22 protein-coding genes, 1 tRNA gene and 2 pseudogenes are annotated in these 25,466 nt (G+C 37.7%); 12 read left to right on the top strand and 13 right to left on the bottom strand.

Translation table 11 applies throughout. The features are described from left to right. Positions 1 to 186 (top strand): hypothetical protein (locus ESZ26_RS19345; RefSeq protein ID WP_211361229.1); only part of this gene is annotated, 186 nt, incomplete at its 5' end. A 91-nt stretch (positions 187 to 277) separates the two neighbouring features. Then, positions 278 to 870 (top strand): annotated as a pseudogene (locus tag ESZ26_RS13045) (transposase); the annotation flags it as partial. 31 nt (positions 871 to 901) lie between these two features. Here ESZ26_RS13045 and ESZ26_RS13040 read toward each other — a convergent pair. Further along, a protein-coding gene (locus ESZ26_RS13040; protein WP_146799910.1) for an IS3 family transposase occupies positions 902 to 2,070 on the bottom strand; the annotation gives its coding sequence in 2 pieces (ribosomal slippage) (positions 902 to 1,821 and positions 1,821 to 2,070; 1,170 coding nt in all). Positions 2,071 to 2,130: 60 nt separating this feature from the next. On the opposite strand from ESZ26_RS13040, the pseudogene ESZ26_RS13035 reads away from it, so the two are divergent. After that, a pseudogene (locus ESZ26_RS13035) lies at positions 2,131 to 2,724 on the top strand (IS3 family transposase); the annotation flags it as partial. A 733-nt stretch (positions 2,725 to 3,457) separates the two neighbouring features. Here the strand turns inward: ESZ26_RS13035 and ESZ26_RS13030 are convergent. The 11 genes from ESZ26_RS13030 to fdxA form a co-directional block, all read right to left on the bottom strand. Beyond that, positions 3,458 to 4,171 (bottom strand): PH domain-containing protein, encoded by a 714-nt coding sequence (locus ESZ26_RS13030; RefSeq protein ID WP_170246377.1) that lies wholly within the window; start codon positions 4,169 to 4,171, stop codon positions 3,458 to 3,460. A gap of 957 nt (positions 4,172 to 5,128) precedes the next feature. Further along, positions 5,129 to 7,612 carry a hypothetical protein gene (locus tag ESZ26_RS13025; RefSeq protein WP_146799908.1) on the bottom strand — a complete coding sequence of 828 codons (2,484 nt, stop codon included), beginning with the start codon at positions 7,610 to 7,612 and terminating at the stop codon, positions 5,129 to 5,131. Positions 7,613 to 7,622: 10 nt separating this feature from the next. After that, the gene (locus ESZ26_RS13020; RefSeq protein WP_146799907.1) at positions 7,623 to 7,937 is read right to left on the bottom strand and encodes a hypothetical protein; all 315 of its coding nucleotides are present in this window, start codon (positions 7,935 to 7,937) and stop codon (positions 7,623 to 7,625) included. Continuing rightward, positions 7,937 to 8,206, bottom strand: coding sequence for a helix-turn-helix transcriptional regulator (locus tag ESZ26_RS13015; protein ID WP_146799906.1), 270 nt, complete (start codon positions 8,204 to 8,206; stop codon positions 7,937 to 7,939). Before ESZ26_RS13015 ends, ESZ26_RS13020 begins: the two co-directional genes overlap by 1 nt. 119 nt (positions 8,207 to 8,325) lie before the next feature. Continuing rightward, entirely contained in the window at positions 8,326 to 9,030 is a 705-nt protein-coding gene (locus tag ESZ26_RS13010) for a hypothetical protein (protein WP_146799905.1), read from the bottom strand. Next, positions 9,027 to 10,304, bottom strand: coding sequence for a tyrosine-type recombinase/integrase (locus ESZ26_RS13005; protein ID WP_146799904.1), 1,278 nt, complete (start codon positions 10,302 to 10,304; stop codon positions 9,027 to 9,029). Before ESZ26_RS13005 ends, ESZ26_RS13010 begins: the two co-directional genes overlap by 4 nt. Before the next feature lie 164 nt (positions 10,305 to 10,468). Beyond that, positions 10,469 to 10,545: transfer RNA gene (locus tag ESZ26_RS13000), tRNA-Val, on the bottom strand. 102 nt (positions 10,546 to 10,647) lie between these two features. Next, positions 10,648 to 12,009, bottom strand: a complete 1,362-nt coding sequence (locus ESZ26_RS12995; protein WP_146799903.1) for an MATE family efflux transporter — start codon at positions 12,007 to 12,009, stop codon at positions 10,648 to 10,650. Positions 12,010 to 12,158: 149 nt separating this feature from the next. Beyond that, positions 12,159 to 12,380: a CPXCG motif-containing cysteine-rich protein gene (locus tag ESZ26_RS12990; RefSeq protein ID WP_146799902.1), complete on the bottom strand. Its 222-nt coding sequence runs from the start codon at positions 12,378 to 12,380 to the stop codon at positions 12,159 to 12,161. 128 nt (positions 12,381 to 12,508) lie between these two features. Continuing rightward, positions 12,509 to 13,393: a fructosamine kinase family protein gene (locus tag ESZ26_RS12985; RefSeq protein ID WP_223271629.1), complete on the bottom strand. Its 885-nt coding sequence runs from the start codon at positions 13,391 to 13,393 to the stop codon at positions 12,509 to 12,511. Positions 13,394 to 13,455: 62 nt separating this feature from the next. Further along, entirely contained in the window at positions 13,456 to 13,785 is a 330-nt protein-coding gene (gene fdxA / locus ESZ26_RS12980; RefSeq protein ID WP_146799901.1) for a ferredoxin FdxA, read from the bottom strand. 141 nt (positions 13,786 to 13,926) lie between these two features. Between fdxA and ESZ26_RS12975 the strand changes: the two genes are divergently transcribed. After that, complete coding sequence (locus ESZ26_RS12975; protein WP_146799900.1) at positions 13,927 to 15,570, top strand: NAD(P)/FAD-dependent oxidoreductase; 1,644 nt, start codon at positions 13,927 to 13,929, stop codon at positions 15,568 to 15,570. A gap of 67 nt (positions 15,571 to 15,637) precedes the next feature. Here ESZ26_RS12975 and ESZ26_RS12970 read toward each other — a convergent pair whose 3' ends face one another. Next, a complete protein-coding gene (locus tag ESZ26_RS12970) occupies positions 15,638 to 16,594 on the bottom strand; it encodes a GGDEF domain-containing protein (protein ID WP_146799899.1) in 957 nt (318 codons plus the stop codon). An 805-nt stretch (positions 16,595 to 17,399) separates the two neighbouring features. Here ESZ26_RS12970 and thrS point away from each other — a divergent pair. From thrS to pheS, 8 genes are all read left to right on the top strand, one after another. Then, on the top strand, positions 17,400 to 19,310 hold the full coding sequence (gene thrS, locus ESZ26_RS12965; protein ID WP_146799898.1) for a threonine--tRNA ligase: 1,911 nt from the start codon (positions 17,400 to 17,402) through the stop codon (positions 19,308 to 19,310). Positions 19,311 to 19,425: 115 nt separating this feature from the next. Further along, positions 19,426 to 19,980, top strand: a complete 555-nt coding sequence (gene infC / locus ESZ26_RS12960; RefSeq protein ID WP_070373746.1) for a translation initiation factor IF-3 — start codon at positions 19,426 to 19,428, stop codon at positions 19,978 to 19,980. 214 nt (positions 19,981 to 20,194) lie between these two features. After that, complete coding sequence (gene rpmI, locus ESZ26_RS12955; RefSeq protein WP_070373745.1) at positions 20,195 to 20,389, top strand: 50S ribosomal protein L35; 195 nt, start codon at positions 20,195 to 20,197, stop codon at positions 20,387 to 20,389. Between the two features lie 15 nt (positions 20,390 to 20,404). Then, the gene (gene rplT, locus ESZ26_RS12950; RefSeq protein WP_070373744.1) at positions 20,405 to 20,764 is read left to right on the top strand and encodes a 50S ribosomal protein L20; all 360 of its coding nucleotides are present in this window, start codon (positions 20,405 to 20,407) and stop codon (positions 20,762 to 20,764) included. Between the two features lie 400 nt (positions 20,765 to 21,164). Next, entirely contained in the window at positions 21,165 to 22,268 is a 1,104-nt protein-coding gene (locus ESZ26_RS12945; protein WP_146799897.1) for a phosphoribosylaminoimidazolesuccinocarboxamide synthase, read from the top strand. A gap of 332 nt (positions 22,269 to 22,600) precedes the next feature. Continuing rightward, entirely contained in the window at positions 22,601 to 22,939 is a 339-nt protein-coding gene (locus ESZ26_RS12940) for a P-II family nitrogen regulator (RefSeq protein WP_146799896.1), read from the top strand. Then, positions 22,926 to 24,260 (top strand): ammonium transporter, encoded by a 1,335-nt coding sequence (locus ESZ26_RS12935; RefSeq protein ID WP_223271628.1) that lies wholly within the window; start codon positions 22,926 to 22,928, stop codon positions 24,258 to 24,260. Before ESZ26_RS12940 ends, ESZ26_RS12935 begins: the two co-directional genes overlap by 14 nt. 215 nt (positions 24,261 to 24,475) lie before the next feature. Continuing rightward, positions 24,476 to 25,456 carry a phenylalanine--tRNA ligase subunit alpha gene (gene pheS / locus ESZ26_RS12930; RefSeq protein ID WP_070373741.1) on the top strand — a complete coding sequence of 327 codons (981 nt, stop codon included), beginning with the start codon at positions 24,476 to 24,478 and terminating at the stop codon, positions 25,454 to 25,456. Positions 25,457 to 25,466 lie beyond the last annotated feature (10 nt).

Genomic DNA, 25,466 nt, shown 5'->3' with positions numbered 1-25,466 from the left:
GTATTGTTTCTCGCAGGTCTTATAGATAGTCGATATAGACGGCAACCCCTGAGTATGCGTAGTGAAACAAGTAACTTCTGTTGCGCCGAAAGTCTTGTTAAAAGCATCGAGTGTTTTCATTCAAATATTCGTAAGCAACAGAAGTATATTCCACCTATTAATGAGTTAGGTAAACTGATTAATTAATGGAACGGAGCAACTATAAGATGCTCAAGACGGACACTGATCTTCCCCCGCTTTAACGGACACCAAAATCTAACTAAAGATGAGGTGTTCAATGCCAAAGTACAACAATCCAAGACGAACTTGGAAGTATTCAAACGACTTTAAAGTCAACGCTGTTCAACTGAGTTTTGTTGTCGGCGTCAGAATCAAAGCTGTCGCAGTAAAACTCGACATACACCCGTTTATGCTGTCACGATGGCGAAAAGAATATCGTGAAGGAATTATTGTGGCAGACAAGCGTAAAAAACTAGCCGGTCAATCCAAAGCTAAAAAACAACTTACCAATGAACAGAAACTTGAACGTGAAAATAAAGCACTCAAGGAGGAGTTGTATATCCTAAAAAAGTGGCAACGGTTTCTTACCGAGGAACATCAGGCCGATATAGATTCATCGAAAAACTCAGAGCCGACATAAAAGTTAAACGATTACTGAAGTTTTTTAATGTGTCTAAAAGTGGTTACTACGATTGGCGAAAGCGCCAACCGAGTGCAAGAGCGATAGAAGATGTTGAACTTAAGGATAAAATCCAAAAAATATTTACAGAAAATAAAGGACGATATGGGAGTCCTCGAATATTTAAGGCCTTACAAAAGCAAGGATACAATATCGGTAAAAAACGTGTCGAACGCTTGTATCGTGGGCTTTGACCTGGTCAACTAAATTCAGTCACCTTAGTTAAGCAACCATTTTAAATTCTCTATTCAATAATTCAAATTCATTTGGACTTTGGTAACCCAGATAAGAATGAAGTCTGTGGCTGTTGTACCACATGCTTATATAATTCAGTACATCCTGCTGTGCTTCATAGCGTGTTTCATAGTTCCGCCAATGGACACGCTCTTGCTTCAAACTACCAAAAAAACTTTCAGCAACGGCATTATCCCAGCAACAACCTTTTTTACTCATACTACCAATATAGCCATGTGATTTAAGTAATCGACGATATTGGTGACTCGCATATTGTACACCTTGATCTGAATGAACTATCAGTCCAGCTTTTGGTTGTCGTTGCCAAATGGCCATCGTTAACGCATCACAAACAAGCTGCGCTTTCATCCTAGAACCCATGCTCCAGCCAACAACCTTACGTGAGTATAAATCAATCACGACGCATAAATACAACCAGCCTTCTGATGTCCAAACGTAGGTGATGTCACCCACCCATGTTTTATCTGGTGCTGTTACAGCAAAGTTTTGCTCTAATTCATTTTGATAAATGGGTTTATTATGAGCGCTGTTCGTTGTTGCTTTGTATTTCTTTTTATAGCGAACCCAAACATTCGCTTCCCTCATTAATTTAGCTGTTTTGCTTCGGCTAACCGGAAAACTCAACGTATTGAGTACTTTCTTAATGCGTCTAGCGCCATATGTATTATCACTAAATTTAGCGATATCTTTGATTAACTCAATCATTTCTTGATGAGTAGGGTCATCAATACTATTGGCTTGACGCTTTTGATAACTGTAATAATTATTACTTTTAACACCCAGTACGTGACACATTAGCGCCACTGGCCAGATCTTCTTATGTTGGGCAATGAACGAGTATTTTACTTCGTTTCTTTGGCAAAGAAGACCGTCGCTTTTTTTAAGATCTCACGCTCCATTTCTAGGCGCTTTACTTGTGCTTTCAAGCCTCTGATTTCTTCTTGTTCTGGTGTCAGTTTACCGTTACCTCGAAAAGCGTGACCATCATCATTGTCAGCTTCTTTTATCCAACGGCCAAGCATGTTGGGATTTACACCTAAGTTTCTAGCGGCTTCAGCTTGAGAATAATTTTGGTCAACAACTAAAGCAATAGCGTCGAGTTTAAATTCTTTTGAATACTTTTTACGTTTTGTCATTTTCTATCTCCAGTTAAGTACATTATTCCTTAACTAGGTAGTCGAATCCATTAAACCACGTCACTTGGTTTGGTTGCCAGAGTGATGCGCGTAACAACACGCTCTGCGTTTTATAAGCGTTTCCTTACTACCGGTAAAAACTTACGGCCTGATGGTGAAGTACCATTAACCAAAGATAAGGTATGGGTGGCGGATGTCACGTATTTAAAAGTTAAAGGCGTATGGCGTTATTTGTCGGTGATAATGGATTTATATTCACGGCGTATTATTAGCTGGAGTTTGGATAAAAGTAGAACAATGGAAGTGACCAAAAGGACATTACAAAATGCGGTCAAGAAACGAAAACCGACCGGTGATTTAATGCTTCACACTGATAGAGGCGTAGAATATCGCGGACACGTTTACCAAAAAGTACTGAAACGACATGGGATAATTCATAGCTTAAGTCGGGCTGGGAAATGCACTGACAATGCCCATATGGAGTCTTTTTTCCATTCAATGAAGACGGAAGTTATTCGCGGTAATGTATTTAAAAGTGATAAAGAACTGCGCGGAACACTTGGCAGTTACATTAACAAATACTACAATGTTTCGAGGATGCATTCAGGGATAAATTATTGTTCACCAATAGAATATGAAGCCCTGGCAGCGTGAAAAAAAATGTGTCCGTTTTATCGGGGGAAGATCACAAAAAACAGTTGGCTTTTTGTTCACTCCGTTCACTTATTTTAGCCAATTCTATTCTGCCCCTTAAATGGTCGTTATCGATAAAAAAGACTAATCCGAATCAACTTTAGACTTCTATCAGTTAATGCCTGCAATGTGGTATTAGCGGAAATTCTTACTTTAATAAACTCTATTTTCCCAAAAATAATTTGTCTGTAGTTACAATTACGGACGTCCGTAGTAAGTTGGAGTATCTCTGAGGGGATTTTTTAAATGTTTACCGTATTGATTTTGAAATATTCAGTGAAGCAATGACGGGTAATTAGTGATTAACAGCTTGATATAGCATCAGAAAGCAAAAGAGCCACCCTAAGGCAGCTCTTTCTATTTTTTGGTGCCGCTACTGGACTCGAGTATGCTTCTCAAGGTGTTGTTTTTGTTATGTAATAATAATTTTGTTTTTGTTAGTACTGTTTTTGGTACTGCTTTTGTTTGAAGTCATCATTCACCAAACAGTTCGATAGTATGCATTTGTTAGCTCTTTGCTCCCTAATATTGAGGTTGTTCATTGTTGTAGTGGTAAATTCGCATCATGAGCTTAATTGTTGGTATTTATTGATTATGTTTTATGGTGTAGCATTGAACCAAAGTCATCATAGGACTTACAAGGGCTTTGGTTTTTAAAATATTATAGAGTTTGCTAAATAAATTGATAAATCAATTATATAAACTGTGCTCTTATGCTTTCTATTTTTTTCTTAACCTCTAGTGGAGCATCAATTTTGCTAAACTTAAGTGTACTTACTCCAACGCCGCTAACTTTAATTGTCCCCATACCTAAAAGTCTATCAACGACACCTTGATTAAGTTCAATGGTTTCAATCGCAGCTATTCTCATCTCCTCGGTATGACGACTGACTATTCCTGTTTTAACTATCAAGCGTTTATTTGTAGCCCCCATTTCTAAAGACTTTAAGCGAAAGTATTCGTAAGTAGCAACTCCGATAAAGAAGGTACAGAAAAAACCCCACATTAATATATCTTGTGAGCGTCCGATGAGCACAACAGCAAGTAATGTGATGCATAAAAATATAAAACTAAGAAAAATAGATATATACATAGGTACCTTCACAACCCAATTGAATTCAAAGAGGTGCTCAATATTTTCATCTTTCGATAAAGACTCTTCTATGAACTTCTTTCGGCCTTTAGGGATGGTTGGCAATAAATTTTTATTCTGCTTAAAGGCCTTATTAGAACGAGAGGGGGATTTAGGTTGGGCTTTGTTTTTTGTGTTAATAGCTTCACCAATCCCTTGTTCAAGACTCTTGAACTTGTTATAGGCTATTTCACACTTAGGGCATTGCCAGTCTGGAAATATGTCATCATCTTCAGTTGTTCTTTGATATTCACACTTTGGGCATGTAACGGTCATATTAATCCTTAAATCAACCATTTAATTGAAACCAATATACTAAAGTAAGCATTAATTACAATTATATTTTCATTTAATCTCTGCGGGTTTAATTCCTCGCCACTTGTGGCGTAAAGGGCTGTGTTCTTAACTAAATAAGATACCTCTCTTTGCGTAGCAAATTTGAGCCAAAGCGAAAAGCCTTGGCGCGAGGTAATTCATTTTGTATGCTTCTTCACTTCATAGGCAGCCATATTCCATGACATATACCTAACCAATGCTTTGTTAACTATTCTGTCTACTTCATTTTTATCATATTGAGTATAGTAATATTCAATATCTTTTTTACCTTCGATTTCACTTTTCAGACAATGAGCAAGCATTTGAGTATCGACAATGCTTCTTTTTATCCAGTGCCCCTTGCAATAAGGGTAGGCAATTCTATAAAAAATGGCTGTTCTGAGTGATTTCTATGGATAACCTTTAATTCATCGTATCCATCCATCTAAGTACATTTACAGGAATTGATGAAATATCAGTTATTGAGAAAGAGCTTAATATTCGATTGCCCAAACCATTAAGCCTAACCGAAAAAGTCATATAATTAGCTAAATATTAATTACTCATCAAAGCCATATCACACAACCAGTAAAACGGTTGAGGTTATATGTGGTTTTTTTATTTTTTCTGAGTCTATACGCTCCGCGATTCTGCGTACCTGCATATAGTGTGATAGAGGGGGAAGAACCTACTATAGAGGGCTGCATAAGCACATATAATTAGATGTAACTTTTAATAATAATTTCAACTTGTTTTATATGCTGTAAGTTACAGTTTAAGTTGTTGTTATTTATATTATTTAAGCCAGCTGTAACTTTGTAACTTCAATACTTATATATTAAGCATAAAATAACATTATAGAATATATATATATGTATTGTATACCCAGCCGAAGGTTACAAAGTTACACTTGGTTCATCATTTAATTCTGATGGCTTTAATGCGCTCATATGAGTTAACTAGGCGCGTGATATACCCTTTATTATCAATACACATTAAATCTCGTATCTCAGTTTTCTTTATAAGCATCATTGTTTTATTTGAATGGTCATAGTTATTATCTATGTATTGCTCAATAATTTTAACTGGACTAGTTAAATACACCTCCTCATTATTTCTAACGATTGATGAGTGATTGTATTTAATGCAGTGCTGCGTTATTTCATTAGCTATCTCTGGCAATGATTCAGATAAAACATTGAATTCATTTCTTATACCGTGTTTCTTATGGAATTCTATTAACCTATTATCTGCAATGGTTTCACTTGCCGCCTCTCCTAAAGATATGTATTCGCGGACTAAATAATTAAACTTTTCTGCAAAATAATTCTTAACGCTATTGAAGTATATTGCTTTGCCAACCCCTTTAAATAACCCTCTATGATTAAGGGAACCCTTGCAGCGAAAATAACTAAACCTATTGGCAAATTGGTCCTCTACCCCTGCTTCCCCAACCAATGAACTAACATGCTCAGCGCTGGTGAACAATTTTGCATATAATGAAACCTCAACAGATAGCTGGTTTTTAGGGCTTATTGTTACATGGTTTTGAAGCTGTTTTAATTCTGATTTTACAGATTTGAATTCATCAATCGAAACAACAATAGCCCTTTTAAAGTCCTTTTCAGAGCGACCCACAGGGGCTCCTTCGAACATTTTTTCAATTTCCTTTACAGACAGGTCTACGCATAACTTAAAATCAGACAGTATTGAAATTAAAAAGCCTTTTCCAAAATCAGAATCAGCGTGGAGCCATAAATAACCAAGCTTCCTGTCACTTGCAAAACGGCAATCCACAAACCAAGAAATCAATTCATCAAATTGTTTAAAATGATTAATGTAATCATCAATGATTTTTGAGTCGTATTTTCCTTCCTGCAAAGGAATGTGTCTAAAAAATACTTGTGCATGCTCGTCATGAATTTCAACCCTTCCTTTACCTGCGAACATATCGACATTCATATTGATATTGTTTCTCTGGTTATAATAACGCAAGTGCTCTTTAATTTTTTCCGAGGGGATTTTCAGTAAACTGCTTATTCTTTTATTAGCCTCAACCTTTGTTAAGCTTTTTTTATTGCAATCACCCTCGATTAAGTCATAAAAGCTTTCAGCACAAAAAGGTGCACCAAAGGTCTTTACTAAAAAAACCCAGCAGTCATTATTTTTAGCTTCAAGCAGGTCGTCATTTTCAGACAAGAGAAAATAACTACTTTTTTGTGAGCTAAAAAAACAGGATGATAGCATTAAGCTTACAACTGAATACTCTATTTCTATCTCTACTCCTAGTTCCTTTTTTATTAAGTAATTTATAGAGGCAACTAAAGAGGCTGCTCTTTCATTATTTTCAGTTATTGATGCAGCAACCTCTTGTGAAGCCGCTACCGTCTTAATAGTCATCGCCTTTGGTCTAAGTGCATTATTTGCCTCCCAACCACCTATAGGCTCAGGAACAGGGCGACCAGAAAAAGCACCTACAGAGGTTTTGCAGCCTGCTGCAGATTTAGCGTATTTATAAGCATTCCCAATAATACCAACAAACTGATTTCGCTCTGGCTCAGTCCACGGAGGAAGGCAGCGTTGGTTGTAATGATTCCACATCAACTCCTGACACGCCTCTAAAGGGATACCGTAATCATGCCCATATGAAGCAACTTTAATGACAGTACTTGACCCTGAGCCACTTATGGCGATGGGTGCAGTGTTAATTAGCGTATTCTTAAATAGGGCATTATATATTTCATTGTTTTCATAACCAGTCCCGACCACCTTGACTCTACGCCTTTCCATCCAAGCATTTAACTCTGCATCCTGACGAGCTGATAACGGGTGCGCTTTAATTACATCCTCAACCGTATGCTTATAGTCACCATCAGTATTGTCATTGCTAATACTGTACTGAGCTGGCTTTAGCGGGTCTTTGTAATGATTAAAGCCCGCCAGACGAAACACGCGCGCAGGGTCACAAACTGATAAATCAGTCCCGTAGTAGATTGCAATGCGCCTTTGCAACATGCGAAATTCATCACCTGACTTAATGTTACTAACAAGCCATATCGCATGACTATGCGTGCTGTCGCGTTGTTGAGTAAAATGCGGCGTTAAAGTCCACTCAGGCTCATCTATACCATCGCAGTCAGCGAACAAACCACGAAATCCCGTGACCAATTCATTACTTCGGGTATTACCTTCAAATTCATTTAATGCCACGAAAATTCCACAATGACGCTTTTGTGACAATTCGATTAATGGCAATGCATCAGCCAATGTTAACTTAAATGTTTTGGCTAACTCTGGTTTTGAGCTATCTACATCATAAAATATTTGCAATGTAACGGAAGGGTCTTCCTCTCCCGTCAATAGACTCAAACACTCTTTCGCCTGTTTTAAATTATATTCCATTTGTAAGCCTTTATTTATTACTTAAACTGCCAACTTTTATTATGTTGGTGGGAGATTGGCTTACGTACAAAGCTAGACTTTCTTTTTCTGGGCTTTCAGTAAACAGGAATGCAATTTTTCTTTTGTCTGAGGATTCAAAATCTATTCCAACCATCCCGCCTCTCGTAGCTAAGATAAAAGGGTGTCCTTTGGAGAAGTTCATATCACCTCCTGTGGTTCTTGCTATGTATGCGCTCCTCATAGGGTGGCTATCAAACCAAACTATAAACTTGTCACTTAATGGAACAAGCTGCTGCCTACAGTTACCTATAAATTCTATTTTCATTATAATTTCTCCAACAGGTTTTGGCGCTCATCAACCAGTGCGATAACTAAAGCTTTAATTTCATCTTTAGTTTTGCCTGCTACCATCGCAGCTATGACTTGTTGTGTTTCATGAGCAGGCCATGCAACGGCGCGATCCCCTAGGGATACTGCTGGGGTGATAAGTCCTTCGTTAATTCGTGCGTGAAATGTAGAACGTCCTAATCCATATTGAGTTAAGGTTTCTTTTTTTCGTACTAATATTAAAGGAGTGTTAAGGGATAGTGTCATCTTATAAGGTCTCTTTGTTGTTTGGAGACTCTATGATTAATCAATTCAAGAGATACAGCAGAGACACAATAAAGCTATTAGTGTCTCATATGGAAGTAAAATACTTTATTTACAATGGCTTAAGTTTTTTTTCGTTCTTTTCTGTAAGAGTATTGAGAGTACTCAGGGTGTTTATCATATTTTTTAGTTACTGCTGTTCTAAGAGTATCTTCAGGGGGACCTTTCTTCCATGTCGAAGGAACTAAATCTGGGTGGTTTTCTATTGTTTTAGCGCATGCGTCTAAATAAGTTATCCCTTCCTGTACATAATAATGACATGAATAACAGTATAATTGATATTCGTTTTCTGAATATTTGAGAGGCGGGCCTTTCTTTGTGTTTTGGTGGTTTTTAGGATCAGACAAGTACTCTCTAAGAGGTGATACAGCAAGTAATTTTGGATATGATTCAAATAATTTTGCTATAGATATCTCTGAATTTTTTAGCTTTTGAACCGCTATTTTAGAATTTTCAGATAATAACCATGATTCATATTTATCCGTTATATCGACGCATTCAATTCCTTCACGACCAGTGAACAAGTAACTTTTTTTAAACAGTGTATTTAAAAATTCATTCCAACAATGAGGATAAAAATGTATTTCAAAAATTAGATTACTTAATTCAAACCCTTTAGATGAAATACGAATATTTTCTAATGGGATTGCAATTCCAACTTCAACTTCCTGACCAAAAGATTTTATCTTTGATACGACAAAATTATCTAGAGGTATGAAAAATTTATTATTATGAAAGTCAAATTCAGTAGGTTTAAACATGCTCATGATGAACCGCCTATTACTTTTAAATGATTAATTCTTGCTGAAAAGTCTATATTTCCATTTAAGGAATTGGCAATATGTTCAGACCACCAACACATTAACACACGCCTGCGTTCAAGGTACTCAGCACGGTTATATGCTCTTCTAACTTCATTCTTATCTACATGTGAAAGAGCAGCTTCAATAACATCAGGATCAAACCCTTGTTCATTTAGTGTTGTGCTAGCTAGAGCACGTAGACCATGAGCCACTAATTTATTCTTATAGCCCATACGGCTTAAGGCTTTATTTGCAGATTCAACATTACAGTGTGTATTATGATTCATGTAAGAAGTGAACAAGTGTTCTCTATCACCACTAATGGGTTTCAATCGGGCTAGAATTTCAATAGTTTGTGGGGTTAATGGGACTTTGTGTTCTAGTCTCATTTTCATTCGTTCGGCAGGTATAGTCCAAAGCTTATTTTCAAAGTCTATTTCTGACCACTGTGCTTTTGCACTTTCACTTGGTCGGGTCATAGTATGTAATTGCCATTCCAACAGACAACGTGTGACTAACTTAATGCTGGCGTAACTTATATCACTCATTAGCTTACCAAGTTCATGTGGTCTAATGGTTGCCATATTGGTAGCTTTAGGAGTTTGAAAGGCACTGCGAATACCAGATAATGGGTTATGGTGTAATATCCCAGTATTAACCGCATGATTCATTACATTGTTTAAATGACCAATGATTTTCCCTGTAGTTTCTAAATTACCTTTAGCAGCTAAGGGCTTTAATGCTTCAATGGCTTCAGGCGCTAAAATCTTATCGATAGGGCGATGGCCTAATTTAGGAAATACGTGGTTTTCAAACTTACGCCATAAACTTGTTGCTGTATTTTCTGCAATGGTAGTTTTCTTAATTTCAAACCAATCAGTAGCCACGCTTTTTAACGTATGCTTGGCAGCAAGTGTTTGTTCACGATGTTTATCATCTCGATGTTCTTTGGGGTCTATATCTTGCGCTATTAGCTCTTTAGCCTCGGTACGTTTTTTTCTTGCTTGGGCTAAAGATACCTCGGGGTAAGTACCAAAACTGATACTTATTCTTTTTTTTGCAAAAGGTTGTACATAGTCTAATACCCACGACATTGAGCCATTGGGTCTAATTCTTAGATGTAATCCATCACCATCACGTAATTTATGAACTTTCCCATTAGCATGAGATTCTTTTACTTTAGAATTGGATAAAGCTTGTTTAACAGCAGTACTAGAGAGAGGTGTTACTTTAGCCATAAAGCGGTACCAGATTATGTAATTGAAACCAGTACCGCTTACGATACCGCTTTTTTTACTGGATGTCACTAGACCAAAATGGACGTTACAGGCAATAAAAAACCCGCAAGCCCATATTAACTATGGTCTTGCGGGTCTTTAATGGTTCTTAATGAACCCTAATTTGGTGCTCGCTACTGGACTCGAACCAGTGACACCTTGCATGTCATGCAAGTACTCTAACCAACTGAGCTAAGCGAGCAATTGTTAGTTGCTTTAACCAACGAGCGTCATATTATCGATATGAAATCTGAGTTGCAAGTAGTTTTATGCATTTCATTTTAAATAATTAACTGTTTGCTTATTAATGCGCCAGTTCGACTCTTTTTTGAATGATACTGAGTCGCCAAGCTAATAATATTGCTGCAGTAGTTAAACCAAAAATAATACCTATCCAAAAACCATAAGGACCAATTGGGTCAATTATCCAGTTGGTTAACCCTAAAATAAGCCCTAAACTTAAGCCGATGACCCAATATGAAAAGAAAGTAATGTATAAAATTGACTGTGTATCTTTATAGCCTCGCAATGCGCCAGCAGAAATAACTTGTATTGCATCGGAAAACTGAAATAAAGAGGCTAAAAACATTAAGCTAGCGGCTAACTCAATCACTTTTCTATCTAGGGTATAAATCTCTGCGATGGGGTAGCGTAAGGCAATCGTTAATAGTGCGGTACCAACAGCAATAACAAGTGACAATATCAGTGAATAATTGCATATTTCTTTCGCTTTAGCTAAATCATTGTTACCAACGGCATAACCTACTTGTATAGTCACGGCCATGGCTAAACTTAATGGCACCATAAAAACTAAGCCAGAGAAGTTGATGGCTATTTGATGACTAGCCACCACCTCTGCGCCAAAGGGCACGAGAATAATTGCGACTGCGGCAAATAAGCTCACCTCAAACAGTAATGACATTGCGATAGGAAAACCGATCGTCAGTATTTCTTTGATTTCTAGCCAGTTTGGCCAGTAAAAACGTTCGAATAATGAGGCATGTTTTAATTTTTTTGATACATAACAATAAATAAACATCGAGACAAACATAACCCAATAAACAATGGCTGTAGCGATACCACAACCAGCACCACCTAGTGCGGGCATGCCAAACTCGCCGTAGATAAAAATATAATTAGCCGGAATATTAATTAACAAGCCAATGATACTGATGATCATTGTTGGTTTGGTATGCGATAAACCTTCAGAGTAGTTTCTTAAGACAAGATATAAACAAAAACCTGGACCACCCCAAACGATATAGCCTAAGTAATCAAAAAGTAATTGTTTTAAATGGCTCTCTAGCGGGATTTGCTCAATGACTAAGGGGGTGATCGCATAATATAAAACGATCAACAACAAACCTAAGGTTAATGCTATCCATGCGGTTTGATAGGTCGCTTTGGCAACGTAATGGAATTTTTTTGCTCCAGCAAGTTGCGATACTATGGCAGCAAGTGCCATGACTAAACCATAGATAGTTAATATTAAGGGCAGCCAAACACTACTGGCAACGGCTACTGCAGCCATATCGGTAGCACTTACTCGACCAGCCATCACCGTGTCTGCAAACCCCATTAGGGTTTGCACAAGTTGAGCGATCAAAATAGGATAAGCCAATTTCATTAGGCTTCTGGTGTTTTTTCTAAAATCAGTCATATTCATTAGGGAAAAGTACTTATAAAACCATCATTTTAAGAGGAAAAATGATCAAGGTAAGAATGATATAGGTTTAAAGCAGTTGTGCAATGTTTCTCTATTGAATTTACCCTTTATAAAAAAGAATGGGATAGCGAAAATTTGAGTAATTATTTCTAAAAAACTTGTTCGTCATCGCTATCAATCGCTAATTGAATTTTTTGGCGGTATTCATCAATATGCATATTTAAATGAATATCTCGACAACAAGAAGGGCATTCTTCGTAATAATCTTGATCGCCAGCTGACGTATCTAAAGTTAAATGTAAGTGATGGCCACAGTGGGGGCAGCTAATACGTTTATCTTTTGTCGCTTGTAAGCTTGATTCCTGGGACATTTTGCCTCCTAGATTCTTTGGTTACTGATGAGTAAGTATGTTCATATTTATAAAAATCGCTAACTAAATGAACAATAAAGTTGGCTAAACTATTCAACTTATTGTCCACAATCAATTTTACTTTAAAATTAATGCAATGATAAAATTCGAGATAACAAAGCTCTCGATTGATCAATATAGATACCACCAAACAAATTTGCATGGTTAAGAATGTGATAAAAATTATAAATAAGCTTACGTTGCTCATAACCTTCATCAAGGGGGAAAACATCCTGATAGCCTTGATAAAAATCATAAGGTAGTTGGCCAAAGAGTTCGGTCATTGCAATATCGACTTCTCGGTCACCATAATAGCAAGCGGGATCATAAATGACCGATGAAGAGTCTGTGAAACCTAAGTTACCCATCCATAAGTCACCATGAACTAGACAAGGTTTAACCTCGTGATGATTTAATGCGTCGTGGCAAATATTAGTAATATGGTCAATGTTACCGAGTGTTATTGATTTTTCGCTCAGTAATTGTAATTGCCAAGCAACTCGTTGCTCTGCGAAGAAGGTTTTCCAATTACTGCGCCAGTTGTTCGGCTGTAAAGTGTCGCCAATATAATTGTCGTGTTGCCAACCAAATTGTCCATGTGAAGAACCCTTATGCATCAAGGCGAGTTGTGCACCTAAATTATACCAATGTTTTTCGCTAGCGTGTGAAAATGGAATGTAATCAAGCACAATAAAGCTTTTATCAAGGGTGCTTCCTAATGCTATGACTTCGGGGCAGGTGATTTGTTTTAGAGCACGTATTTGATTTAGGGCGTAAGCTTCTGATTCAAAATGGTTGAAGTGATTTTTATCTTTAATTTTAATAAAGTAATTATGTTTTTGGTCGCTTAGTTGGTAAGCTAAATTACTTTCACTGGTTGAAATAAGGCGTTTCTTTTCAATAGTGAATCGCTCACCCGTTTCAGTTTTTATTGCTTGCTCAATAGATTGCCACATAATGCACCAATTATTCATTGACCCTTTTGATAGCAGTATAGTTAATAATTGAGCAATGTGTTTATTTTGCTGAGCTGATTTTAATTTTCAATAATTAAGTGCGCTATTTTATTTGGTACGCCATCCCATTCTTCTGCGTCGCTAGGGGCTGGTTTTACTTCAGTGATCCTTGGCCATACTTTAGCTAACTCAGCATTAAGTTCGATAAATTCTTTTTGATCTTCAGGAACGTCATCTTCTTGATATATCGCGCCTACGGGGCATTCAACCGGACACAAGTCACAATCAATACAGTCTTCAGGACTGATGACTAAAAAATTAGGTCCTTCGTAAAACGCATCCACTGGGCATACCGCTACACAGTCGGTGTATTTACATTTTATACAATTGTCGGTAACTACAAATGCCATAACGTACTCTTTTGATGAGATGAAATATTTTCGAGCTGATCATACCTAGCTTAGCAATAATTTCAATTGTTGATTTAACTGAAGAGTATGTTCAGGTAAAATGCCGGAAATTTCCCTTTTCTCTTTTTGGAACCGCTCACTATGTTGCGTTTAACAAATATCCAACTGCCGCTTGATCACGAAGAAGCTGATATAAAACTGGCTATTCTTGATACATTATCAATTTCTGACGACCAGCTCATTGATTTTACGGTTCATAAACGCGGATATGACGCACGTAAAAAAGCAAAAATAGTGTTGATTTATACGCTTGATGTAAACACTCGCCTTAATGATGAATTACTTGAAAGGTTTGCTAAAGACAGCCAAGTAAAAGTAAGCCCTGACATGAGCTACAATTTTGTAGCTCATGCACCAGAAGTCTTATCACAACGACCGGTTGTTATTGGCTTTGGTCCATGTGGCTTATTTATCGGATTAGTTCTTGCTCAAATGGGATTTAAGCCAATTATTTTAGAGCGCGGTAAAGAAGTACGTCAACGCACCAAAGATACCTTTGGCTTTTGGCGCAAAAAAATACTCAATACTGAATCTAATGTGCAATTTGGTGAGGGTGGTGCAGGTACTTTTTCTGATGGAAAACTTTATAGCCAAGTGAAAGACAAGAAACATTATAGTCGTAAAGTGCTGCATGAATTTGTTGACGCAGGTGCGCCTGAAGAAATTTTATTTGTCAGTAAACCGCATATCGGTACCTTTAAACTCGTTACTATGATTGAGCAAATGCGCGCTAAGATTATAGCTCTCGGCGGTGAAGTTCGTTTTGAGCAACGCGTTGACGAATTTCATTTTGAAGAAGAGCAAGGTGCTGATGGACACAAACGTATTAACGGCTTAACACTGGCCAGTGGCGAACGTATTGATACCAATTATGTTGCTTTAGCGGTAGGTCATAGTGCACGTGATACCTTTGAGATGCTTGTTAAGAATAAAGTCTCGGTAAAGGCTAAGCCTTTTTCAGTGGGCTTTCGCATCGAGCATGAACAATCAGTTATTGATGATGCACGCTTTGGTAACAATGCCGGTAACGAAATATTAGGCGCAGCGGATTATAAATTAGTACATCATTGTAATAATGGTCGCAGTGTCTATAGCTTTTGTATGTGTCCTGGCGGAACTGTGGTTGCCGCAGCATCAGAAGAAGGGCGACTAGTAACCAATGGTATGAGCCAATATTCGCGCCACGAGCGTAATGCCAATAGTGCAATTGTTGTTGGCATTGAGCCTAGCGATTTTGCCAATAAAGATGATCCTTCAGATGTATTATCCGGTATTGAATTTCAACGCCGTTTAGAAGAAACAGCCTTTAAACTTGGCGGAGAAAATTACGATGCGCCAGTGCAGTTGGTCGGTGACTTTCTTGCTGGCCGTAAAAGCGGTGAGCATGGCGAAGTTAGCCCTTCCTACAAGCCAGGGGTTAAATATTGCGACTTAAGTGAAACCTTACCTGATTATGCCATTGCCGCTATTCGTGAGGCTTTACCTGCCTTTGAACGTAAGATTAAAGGCTTTTCAATGAATGATGCGACATTAACAGCTGTTGAAACAAGAACTTCATCAACCATTCAAATTACCCGTGATAGAGAAACACTGCAAAGTATTAATGTCGAAGGTCTATATCCTGCTGGTGAAGGTGCGGGTTATGCCGGTGGTATATTATCTGCGGGTATTGATGGCATTAAAGTCGCAGAAGCGATGGCGCTGGCAATGATGGCTAAAAGATAAGTCTGTTTTATATTGCAAATAAAGGGTGAAATCTCCCTTTATTTGCAAGCACTAATTCCCGCAGCGATTAAAAAACTTTATTCCTTCCGTTATTTTTTGCTTTATATAAAAGGGTGTCCGCGCGCCTTATCCATCCTTCGGGGGTATCATCAGGTTTATGTTCAGCAACGCCTATTGATAATGTTAATTTGATATCTGATATAAATTTATATCGTTCTATAATGCTGCGTATATTCTCTGCAAGGCGTTTTGCTGAATTTAAATCCATGTTTAATGGCATGATTATAAACTCATCTCCACCGTACCTATATAATGAATCTAGTATACGGGTGTGATCTCTTATTAAATTACAAGTAGTGACAAGAATTTTGTCACCAATAGAGTGACCGTAATCATCATTAATATGCTTAAAGTCATCTAAATCAATCAGTATCAAGCACATCGGATAAGCTCCTCTGTGCTGGCTTGCGACCAGCTCTGATAATTTAAAGTCTAGAGCCCGTCTGTTACCGGTCGATGTTAACGGGTCAATCGTGGCTAATTTTTCAGAGTCTACTAATTTTTTCTCGTGTGAACGAAAAATGATAAATGCCAGGACAGATGTTAGCGTGGTGGTGAATATTATTGTTAGGGTGTTGATTATATCGGATTGGATTGGCGTTACAAATAATACGGTAGTAATTATTATTAGGCAGAGTCCGGTTGCCACTTTGGGTGGGATCAAATAATAAATACCAATGAAGACAGGGTATAACCAATAGATCTGCGTTTGTCCTTTTACTACAATGCTGGCAGTGGCAGCAACCGCTAGAAAAATAGCGAGTAAATATTTTGCAACATCAACTCTTCGGGTTTTGAAAACAAAGACAAAAAATATCGCTAATGTTAATGATATCACTGCATCAATAATGGCGATGGTTGTGTCGTTACTATGCCAACGAATAACGGCGAAAGGGAATATAATTAATGTAGTTAACCCGCTTATTGATAATAATACTATTTCGGTTGATGTTCTTTTTATCATACGAGTCCTACGTGATTATTCGAAAAATTTGTTGGCCCTTAAAAGGCGATAACCGAAAAGTTTGTTGATATATCTAATTTTAATATGGCATATATCATAATTTTGTCAAAATTATAGGCGAAATGTTTACTTTAATTGTTATGTTTTTAAGTGTTGTGAGTGTTTTTGATGTTTTACGGGGGCTAATTGCTGTTGTTCTCGACTAACCTTCAAGGTACGCATCACTAGGTTGATGATGAATTAAACTGAATTTTGTCTTTCATTATTATTCCCTACCCATCTGCGATCGGTATAGGTTAAATAGGCTATCAATATTAGCTTTTCAAGGGGGTAAGGTTTTTATTAGTATCGCAAGTAATTAAAAGTAAAAGCTAAGAACCTTTACCTTAATTTTTACGATGATTTTTTGATAATAGTGACGTTTGTATACCTTATCTTGCAGAGCTCAATTTTTTGGAGCTGATTTTTTAATGGTTGCTGGGTAATGAGTTACTATTTCTCATGCTTGGGATAGTTTTGGGCTTTAGTTTGGCATTTGGGTGACTCTGTTTTCTGGTGATGTTAATGCTGATGCTTGTGTGATAACGGCTAAGTACTTCTTTCGTAAGTTCATTTAAAGACATTATAGTACATGCATATACTGGTTTCATTTGCTATAATCCTGAGCTTAATTTTGAGAGTGCATTCGTAAATGACAATAAGTATCTTTGTATACTTGTTCTCGCATACCAAGTAAACGGTATTTTCATACCAATAAATTGCACCATTTTTTTATTAATAGATTGAATTATAAAGGTTTTAAAGAATGCCAATTATCACTCTCCCTGACGGCTCACAACGTTCATTTGACAATGCAGTATCGGTAATGGATGTCGCCTTAGATATAGGGCCTGGTCTTGCTAAAGCAACTATTGCCGGTCGTATCGACGGAAACCTTGTTGATGCTTGTGAATTAATTACCCAAGATGCCACTTTACAACTTATCACCAATAAAGACAGTGAAGCTCTTGAAATCATTCGTCATTCTTGTGCGCATTTATTAGGGCATGCTATCAAGCAGTTATACCCAAATGTTAAAATGGCGATTGGTCCAACGATTGATAATGGCTTTTATTATGATATTGACCTTGAAGAGTCAATTTCTGAAGACGATTTAGTTAAGCTTGAAAAGCATATGACTGAATTAGCACGTACCGGTTATGAAGTTGTTAAGAAAACAGGTTCATGGCAAGACGCTTACGATGCGTTTACCGAGCGTGGTGAAACTTATAAATTACAAATTCTTGATGAAAACATCGAGAAAACAGATACGCCTGCTTTATATCATCATCAAGAATACATTGATATGTGTCGAGGTCCTCATGTACCTAGCATGCGTCATTGTCATCATTTTAAATTAATGAAAGTTGCCGGTGCTTATTGGCGCGGTAATTCAGACAACAAAATGTTGCAACGTATATATGGCACAGCATGGGCTGATAAAAAGCAACTTAAAGCATATATCGTTCGTTTAGCGGAAGCTGAAAAGCGCGATCACCGTAAAATTGGTAAAACATTAGATTTATTCCATTGGCAAGAAGAAGCACCAGGTATGGTGTTTTGGCATAACGATGGTTGGACAATTTACACTGAGTTAGAAAAGTTTATTCGTGAAAAATTACACGAATATGATTACGACGAAGTTAAAGCGCCAATGATGATGGACAGAAGCCTTTGGGAAAAATCAGGTCACTGGGACAAATATGCCGACGGTATGTTCACCACTGAGTCTGAAAAGCGTGAATACGCGATAAAACCAATGAATTGCCCAGGTCATGTACAGATATTCAACCAAGGTTTGAAATCGTACCGCGATTTACCTTTACGTATTGCTGAGTTTGGCTGTTGTCATCGTAATGAACCATCAGGTTCACTACATGGCTTAATGCGCGTTCGTGGCTTTACTCAAGATGATGCTCATATTTTCTGTATGGAGTCGCAAGTTCAAGCCGAAGTGAAAAAATGTATCGAGATGGTTTATGATGTCTATGGTTCATTTGGTTTTGAAGATGTTGTTGTTAAATTATCAACGCGTCCTGAAAATCGCATCGGTAGTGATGAAATTTGGGACAAAGCTGAAGCCGGCCTTGCACAAGCATTAACCGACAGTAACATCAAATTTGAATATTTACCCGGTGAAGGAGCATTTTATGGTCCTAAGATTGAATTTACCTTAATGGATTGTTTAGGTCGTGCTTGGCAATGTGGTACAGTGCAACTCGATTTTGCTTTGCCAGAGCGTTTAGGCGCAACTTATATTGGTGAAGACAACGAAAAATACATCCCTGTGATGATTCATCGCGCTATTTTAGGTTCACTTGAGCGTTTTATTGGCATTTTGATTGAAGAGTTCACCGGGAAATTTCCGACCTGGTTATCGCCAATTCATGCAACTGTGATGAATATTACCGACAAACAGGGTCAATATTGTGAAAAAGTTGTTAAAAAACTAAAAGAAAGTGGATTTAGAGTAAAACTAGACTTGAGAAATGAGAAGATAGGCTTTAAAATCCGCGAGCACACTTTGAAGCGTGTTCCATATTTGTTAGTTGTTGGTGACAAAGAAATGGAAGCAGGCGAAATCGCCATCCGAACGCGAAGTGGTGAAGATTTAGGCAAAATGTCTGTTGATGACTTTATTTCTAAACTAAGTGAAGAAGTTAACTCTCGTAGTTAGCGTTTAAATTACTTATAATAACGTTTATAACAAACATCAAAATATTTTATTAATCTGAGTAGTTGTTAAGTTAAAAATAACATCAGCTACTTGGAACAAAGTTCTTTGGAGGAACATGGCTATTAAAGGTGGACAACGAGGCGGGCAAAAAGAGCCAGCACATCGTTTAAATGAGTTAATTACAGGTATTGCTGATAATGAAGTTCGTTTGATTAGATTTGACGGAGAGCCTGGTGGCATCGTCACATTAGATGAAGCAATGGATCAAGCTGACGAAGCTGGTGTTGATCTTGTTGAAATAAGCCCTACGGCTAAGCCCCCTGTACTCCGAGTTATGGATTACGGTAAGTTTATCTATGAAAAAGCTAAAGAACAGAAAGAACAGCGCAAAAACCAGAAACAGATACAGGTTAAGGAAATTAAATTCCGTCCTGGAACAGATGAAGGCGACTATCAGGTAAAACTACGCAACCTGAAGCGCTTTTTAGAGGGTGGCGATAAAGTTAAAGTAACTTTACGTTTCCGTGGTCGTGAAATGGCTCACCAAGAACTCGGTTTACAACTACTAACTCGCGTTAAAAACGATTTAGAAGAGTTAACTGTACTTGAATTCTTCCCGCGTCGTGCGGAAGGAAGACAAATGGTGATGGTACTAGCACCTAAAAAATAATCAATAACCGGTATTTCAAGTAACTTAGTTTGATGTAAATTAAAATAAGTTCACCCTTATTGATTTTAACGGGTAACTTTAGGCCTGAAAGTAAAAACTAACGTTTATTTTTGTTTATCCTTAAATAAACGCGTTAAGTTTTTCGCCTAAGTTACTAAATTTCAATGGCAATGTTTATGTGTAATAGCACAAACATGAATGCGGAGTAATATTCATGCCTAAAATGAAAACTAACAAAGGTGCTGCGAAGCGCTTTAAAAAAACAGCCTCTGGCTACAAGTTCAAACAAGCTGGCCTTCGTCATATCTTGACTAAGCGTCGTACTAAAGTTAAACGTCATCTTCGTGCTAAGTGCATGATTTCGGCAGCTGACATTAAGTCAGTTAAAAAACTTTTACGTCACGGTTAATAGGAGAGATATAGAATGGCTAGAGTAAAACGTGGTGTACAAGCTCGTGCACGTCACAAAAAGGTTCTAAAGCAAGCTAAAGGTTATTACGGAGCACGTAGCCGTGTTTACCGTGTTGCTTATCAAGCAGTAACTAAAGCAGGTCAGTACGCTTACCGCGATCGTCGTCAACGTAAACGTCAATTCCGTCAGCTTTGGATCACTCGTATAAATGCAGCAGCTCGCATAAACGGTTTATCTTACAGTGTTTTCATTAATGGTCTTAAAAAGGCTGCTATTGAAATCGATCGTAAGATCCTAGCTGATATTGCAGTATACGACAAAGCAACATTCACATTCTTAGTTGAAAAAGCGAAAGCTGCTTTAGCTGCATAGAACTTGAAAAAGCTTTGAGATAAGGACGCCATTAGGCGTCCTTTTCTTTTTTTAATTATTCTAACTTGTTCTTTAGCTCACTTTCTGCGTTTTAAAGTACTCACTAATAGTCATTAGCTCCGTGCTTTAACCTTGAAATTAAACTAAAAACCTTCGTTATAATGTATTAAAATTATTTTATTTATTAGATATTTATTAGATATTAACTAGAGACTAATTATACCGAATATTATTTTATGTACAGGATGTACGGTCAGCTTTTATGTTCCCGACAAAAGCTAAGTACCTAAATCCATGTAGGCAATGTTGCGGTGACAGGATGTCAAAAAGCGACGTTAAGATAAGATAAAAATACTATTCGCTACAATTAATATTAACTTGATAATTAAGGTTTAAGCCGATGAGTCTTGCAGATCAAATTTTAGCGGTAAACAATGATTTACCTATTCGTACCGATGCACCTGTTCACAGCGGTAAAGTGCGCAGTGTTTATTGGTTAACCGACGCGGATAGTAAGCGACTAATTCAAGAGAAAGGCTATGATGTAGCCGACGATACTCCCTTAGCCATTATGGTTATTAGTGATCGTATTTCTGCTTTTGAATGTATTTGGCAAGGCGAAGGTGGTATGCAAGGTGTACCAGGCAAAGGTGCTTCCCTTAATGCTATTTCAAATCATTGGTTTAAGTTATTCAAAGATCAAGGCCTAGCGGATAGCCATATTCTTGATATACCACACCCGTTTGTTTGGATCGTTCAAAAAGCTAAACCTGTGATGATCGAAGCTATTTGTCGTCAGTATATTACTGGCTCTATGTGGCGCTCATACGTAAAAGGTGAACGTGAATTTTGTGGTATCGAATTAGCTGAAGGTTTATCGAAAGACTCAAAGCTACCTGAGCTTTTGCAAACCCCATCCACGAAAGGAATTTTAGAAGGTATTCCGGGTGTTCCTGCGATTGATGACGTTAATATTACTCGTCGAAATATTGAAGATAATTTCGAAGCCTTTAATTTTAAATCGCCTGATGATATTACTTTATACGAAAAATTATTAACGGAAGGTTTTGACGTTATTTCTGATGCGCTGGCAAAGCTTGATCAAATCTTTGTAGATACTAAATTTGAATTTGGCTATGTAAAAGACAAAGCTGGCAACGACAAGTTAATTTATATGGACGAAGTAGGCACGCCTGACTCTTCACGTATTTGGGATGGCGAGCAATACCGTGCTGGTAAAGTGGTTGAAAACTCGAAAGAAGGTTTCCGCCAATTACTTTTAGCACATTTCCCTGACGCTGATATTTTATTAAATAAAAACCGTATGGACGAACGTTTAGCATTAGCCCGTGACAATGAATTACCGGCATCAGTGTTAATGGATGTGTCAAAAACATACACAGCAATTGCAGAGAAAATTACCGGTCAAAAAATTGTTTTGTCGGCCAATCCAAAAACTGAAATTATTGATATTTTACGCGAGCAGTATCAGTTAATCGATTAATTGGTCATTGTTTTATTCTTAAAAGCCCTACACCGTAGGGCTTTTTTTTTGCTGCACTATCAAGAATACCGCATTTTTGATAGGACTAAACTTTAGATTTTTGCACTTTACAACTATTCTGTAGCATTAAACAGGTTTAACGATGCAAATTTACGCACCAATATGGTGTCTTAACTTCCTTTGTGTGCGTCATTCTGGTGCACTTAAACTGTAAAATATGTATTAGAATTACTTAACTTATTGTTTATTCTTTAATTGTCTCTTTGGGCACAAATGGTGCTTAGATAAGTTTATATAAATAATTTTAGATAGTATGCACTAAAGGTGAACAAATGAAGTTGATAACCGCAATAATCAAACCCTTTAAACTCGATGATGTCCGTGAAGCACTCAGTGAAATAGGCCTCGAAGGGTTAACGTTAAGCGAAGTTAATGGTTTTGGCAGACAAAAAGGTCATACCGAACTTTATCGTGGTGCAGAATATGTTGTTGATTTTTTACCAAAAATGAAACTTGAACTCGCCGTTAAGGATGAAATGGTTGAGCGTGTTATCGACACTATTCTCGAAACAGCGCAAACAGGAAAAATAGGTGACGGTAAGATATTTGTCACTAACATTGAACATATTGCTAGGATCAGAACAGGTGAAACAGATAATGAAGCTATTTAAGCACTTACAGTCAAGCATCACGATGAATAAAGTATTAACGGTTTTTGTTTTACTATTATCTTGTCTAGCATTTCCTAGTTTCGCCAGTAATGACGAGTTGAATGGCGCAAATACGGCGTGGATCCTCACATCAACTGCTCTAGTATTAATGATGACCTTACCCGGACTAGCCTTATTTTATGGTGGATTAGTGCGACGTAAAAATATTCTTTCTATTCTTATGCAGTGCTTTTCAATTGCGGCTCTTTCTTCCATTCTCTGGTTTGTAGTCGGATATAGCTTAGCTTTTGGCGAAGGTAATGCGTGGATCGGTGACTTTAGCAAAGTGCTTATGATGGGAATAACCAAAGAAACTCTTGTGGGTGATATTCCAGAAAGCTTGTTTGCTTTATTTCAAATGACGTTTGCGGTTATCACTCCAGCACTTATTATTGGTGCCTATGCCGAAAGAATGAAGTTTTCAGCGGTATTAATTTTTAGTGGCCTATGGTTGTTAGCGGTTTATGCACCGGTAACTCATTGGGTTTGGGGTGGTGGTTGGTTGGGTCAAATGGGCATTTATGATTTCGCTGGTGGTATTGTTGTTCATATTACCTGTGGTGTTGCCGCCTTGGTTGCTGCTGTTGTATTAGGTCCACGATATGGTTTTCCTAGAACGCCTATGTTGCCACATAACTTAACCATGACCATTACGGGAGCAGGCTTGCTTTGGGTGGGGTGGTTTGGTTTTAATGGTGGTAGTGCCTTAGCCGCTAATGGTGACGCTGCGATGGCCATGTTAGTCACACATTTATCCGCATCAGCAGGTGCATTGACTTGGGCAGCTATTGAATGGAAAAAATTTGGTAAAGCGAGTGTTTTAGGGGCGGTAACGGGTATGGTTGCGGGTTTAGGCACAATAACACCTGCATCAGGTTTTGTTGGCCCGGGTGGCGCGTTAATTATAGGGGTTTCTGCCGGTTTTATTTGTTTCTATTCAACGGTCTATATCAAACAAAAATTAAAAATTGATGACTCTTTAGATGTCTTTCCTGTACATGGCGTCGGGGGGATTTTAGGGACTTTACTAGCGGGTGTATTTTCATCTACAGAGCTTGGCGTTTTTAGTGGCTATGGTTATGCAGAAGGCATCACGACGATGTTAGGGCAGGTCAGTGTTCAATTAGTGGGTATTGGCGCTGTTATTGTCTATACCGCGGTTGTCTCTTACCTGCTATTTAAGCTTGTTTCGCTGATGACTAAAGGCTTAAGAGTTGATAAAGAGCAAGAAATTACTGGGCTTGATTTAATCGAACATGATGAATCAGGATACAATTTGTAGATAATTTTTGTCATATAGACATCAAAAAACACCAAGGCCTTTATTGAAATAGAGGCCTTTTTGTTATCTGAGCTGTTTTTTCAGTAAAAGCACTCTTTTCACTACATAATCAATTGATTTTTGTGTAAAATCATACACCATTTATATTAATACCATCAGTCTAGCCAAAACCTTCAAATTTACTGAACGGTTTTAGAGCCGTTTTAGAGGAACTCATGAATTTAGACGATATAATACTGCAAGCAGAACAAGCCATTTCTGCAGCAAAAGATCCAGTAGAGCTTGATCAAGTTCGCGTTAACTTTTTAGGTAAGAAAGGTTTGTTCACTGAGCAAATGAAAGGCTTAAGTAAATTACCTAAAGAAGAAAAGCCTAAAGCTGGGCAAGTGATCAATATTGCTAAACAGCAAGTACAAAAATTATTAACCGAACGTGGTGAGTTATTACGTGCAGAAGTTATTGCTAAACAGTTAGCTGCAGAATCTATTGATGTAACATTACCTGGTCGAAGCAATGACCTAGGTGGCTTACATCCAGTAACTCGCACGATTGAGCGTATTGAAAGCTTTTTTGGTGATTTAGGTTTTTCTGTTAAAGAGGGTCCTGAAGTTGAAGATGATTTTCATAATTTCGACGCACTGAATATTCCAGAGCATCATCCTGCTCGTCAAGACCATGACACTTTTTACTTTAACCCTAAGTTAGTATTACGTACCCAGACTTCTGGTGTACAAATTCGTACCATGGAAAAAGAGCAACCACCTCTACGTATTATATCGCCGGGCAAGGTTTATCGTAATGATTACGATCAAACGCATACGCCAATGTTCCACCAAGTTGAAGGCTTGATGGTTGATAAAGATGTTAGCTTTACGCATCTTAAAGGCATTTTACACGACTTCTTGCATCACTTTTTTGAAGAAGAAGTTGAAATTCGTTTCCGTCCTTCTTATTTCCCTTTTACTGAACCTTCAGCTGAAGTGGATATTATGGGAAAAAATGGCAAATGGTTAGAAGTTTTAGGTTGTGGCATGGTTCACCCTAACGTTTTAAAATCAGTGGGTATTGACCCTGAAGTGTACACAGGCTTTGCCTTTGGCATGGGTGTTGAGCGCTTAACCATGTTGCGCTACGGTGTAAACGACTTACGTTCATTCTTCGAAAATGATCTTCGCTTCTTAAAACAGTTCAAGTAGGAAAGCCAAC

It is taken from the genome of Colwellia hornerae (assembly GCF_007954355.1).
In the GTDB taxonomy this organism is placed as follows: Bacteria; Pseudomonadota; Gammaproteobacteria; order Enterobacterales; family Alteromonadaceae; genus Colwellia_A; species Colwellia_A hornerae.
The sequence above is the reverse complement of the archived record's forward strand: the minus strand, read 5'-3'. Positions and strand labels throughout refer to the sequence as shown.

Bases quoted from the DNA above. Each gene is read 5' to 3' on its own strand.
- ESZ26_RS13030 (WP_170246377.1), bottom strand. From the start codon at position 4,171: ATGACCGTTACATGCCCAAAGTGTGAATATCAAAGAACAACTGAAGAT.
- ESZ26_RS13025 (WP_146799908.1), bottom strand. From the start codon at position 7,612: ATGGAATATAATTTAAAACAGGCGAAAGAGTGTTTGAGTCTATTGACG.
- ESZ26_RS13020 (WP_146799907.1), bottom strand. From the start codon at position 7,937: ATGAAAATAGAATTTATAGGTAACTGTAGGCAGCAGCTTGTTCCATTA.
- ESZ26_RS13015 (WP_146799906.1), bottom strand. From the start codon at position 8,206: ATGACACTATCCCTTAACACTCCTTTAATATTAGTACGAAAAAAAGAA.
- ESZ26_RS13010 (WP_146799905.1), bottom strand. From the start codon at position 9,030: ATGAGCATGTTTAAACCTACTGAATTTGACTTTCATAATAATAAATTT.
- ESZ26_RS13005 (WP_146799904.1), bottom strand. From the start codon at position 10,304: ATGGCTAAAGTAACACCTCTCTCTAGTACTGCTGTTAAACAAGCTTTA.
- ESZ26_RS12995 (WP_146799903.1), bottom strand. From the start codon at position 12,009: ATGAATATGACTGATTTTAGAAAAAACACCAGAAGCCTAATGAAATTG.
- ESZ26_RS12990 (WP_146799902.1), bottom strand. From the start codon at position 12,380: ATGTCCCAGGAATCAAGCTTACAAGCGACAAAAGATAAACGTATTAGC.
- ESZ26_RS12985 (WP_223271629.1), bottom strand. From the start codon at position 13,393: ATGAATAATTGGTGCATTATGTGGCAATCTATTGAGCAAGCAATAAAA.
- fdxA (WP_146799901.1), bottom strand. From the start codon at position 13,785: ATGGCATTTGTAGTTACCGACAATTGTATAAAATGTAAATACACCGAC.
- ESZ26_RS12975 (WP_146799900.1), top strand. From the start codon at position 13,927: ATGTTGCGTTTAACAAATATCCAACTGCCGCTTGATCACGAAGAAGCT.
- ESZ26_RS12970 (WP_146799899.1), bottom strand. From the start codon at position 16,594: ATGATAAAAAGAACATCAACCGAAATAGTATTATTATCAATAAGCGGG.
- thrS (WP_146799898.1), top strand. From the start codon at position 17,400: ATGCCAATTATCACTCTCCCTGACGGCTCACAACGTTCATTTGACAAT.
- infC (WP_070373746.1), top strand. From the start codon at position 19,426: ATGGCTATTAAAGGTGGACAACGAGGCGGGCAAAAAGAGCCAGCACAT.
- rpmI (WP_070373745.1), top strand. From the start codon at position 20,195: ATGCCTAAAATGAAAACTAACAAAGGTGCTGCGAAGCGCTTTAAAAAA.
- rplT (WP_070373744.1), top strand. From the start codon at position 20,405: ATGGCTAGAGTAAAACGTGGTGTACAAGCTCGTGCACGTCACAAAAAG.
- ESZ26_RS12945 (WP_146799897.1), top strand. From the start codon at position 21,165: ATGAGTCTTGCAGATCAAATTTTAGCGGTAAACAATGATTTACCTATT.
- ESZ26_RS12940 (WP_146799896.1), top strand. From the start codon at position 22,601: ATGAAGTTGATAACCGCAATAATCAAACCCTTTAAACTCGATGATGTC.
- ESZ26_RS12935 (WP_223271628.1), top strand. From the start codon at position 22,926: ATGAAGCTATTTAAGCACTTACAGTCAAGCATCACGATGAATAAAGTA.
- pheS (WP_070373741.1), top strand. From the start codon at position 24,476: ATGAATTTAGACGATATAATACTGCAAGCAGAACAAGCCATTTCTGCA.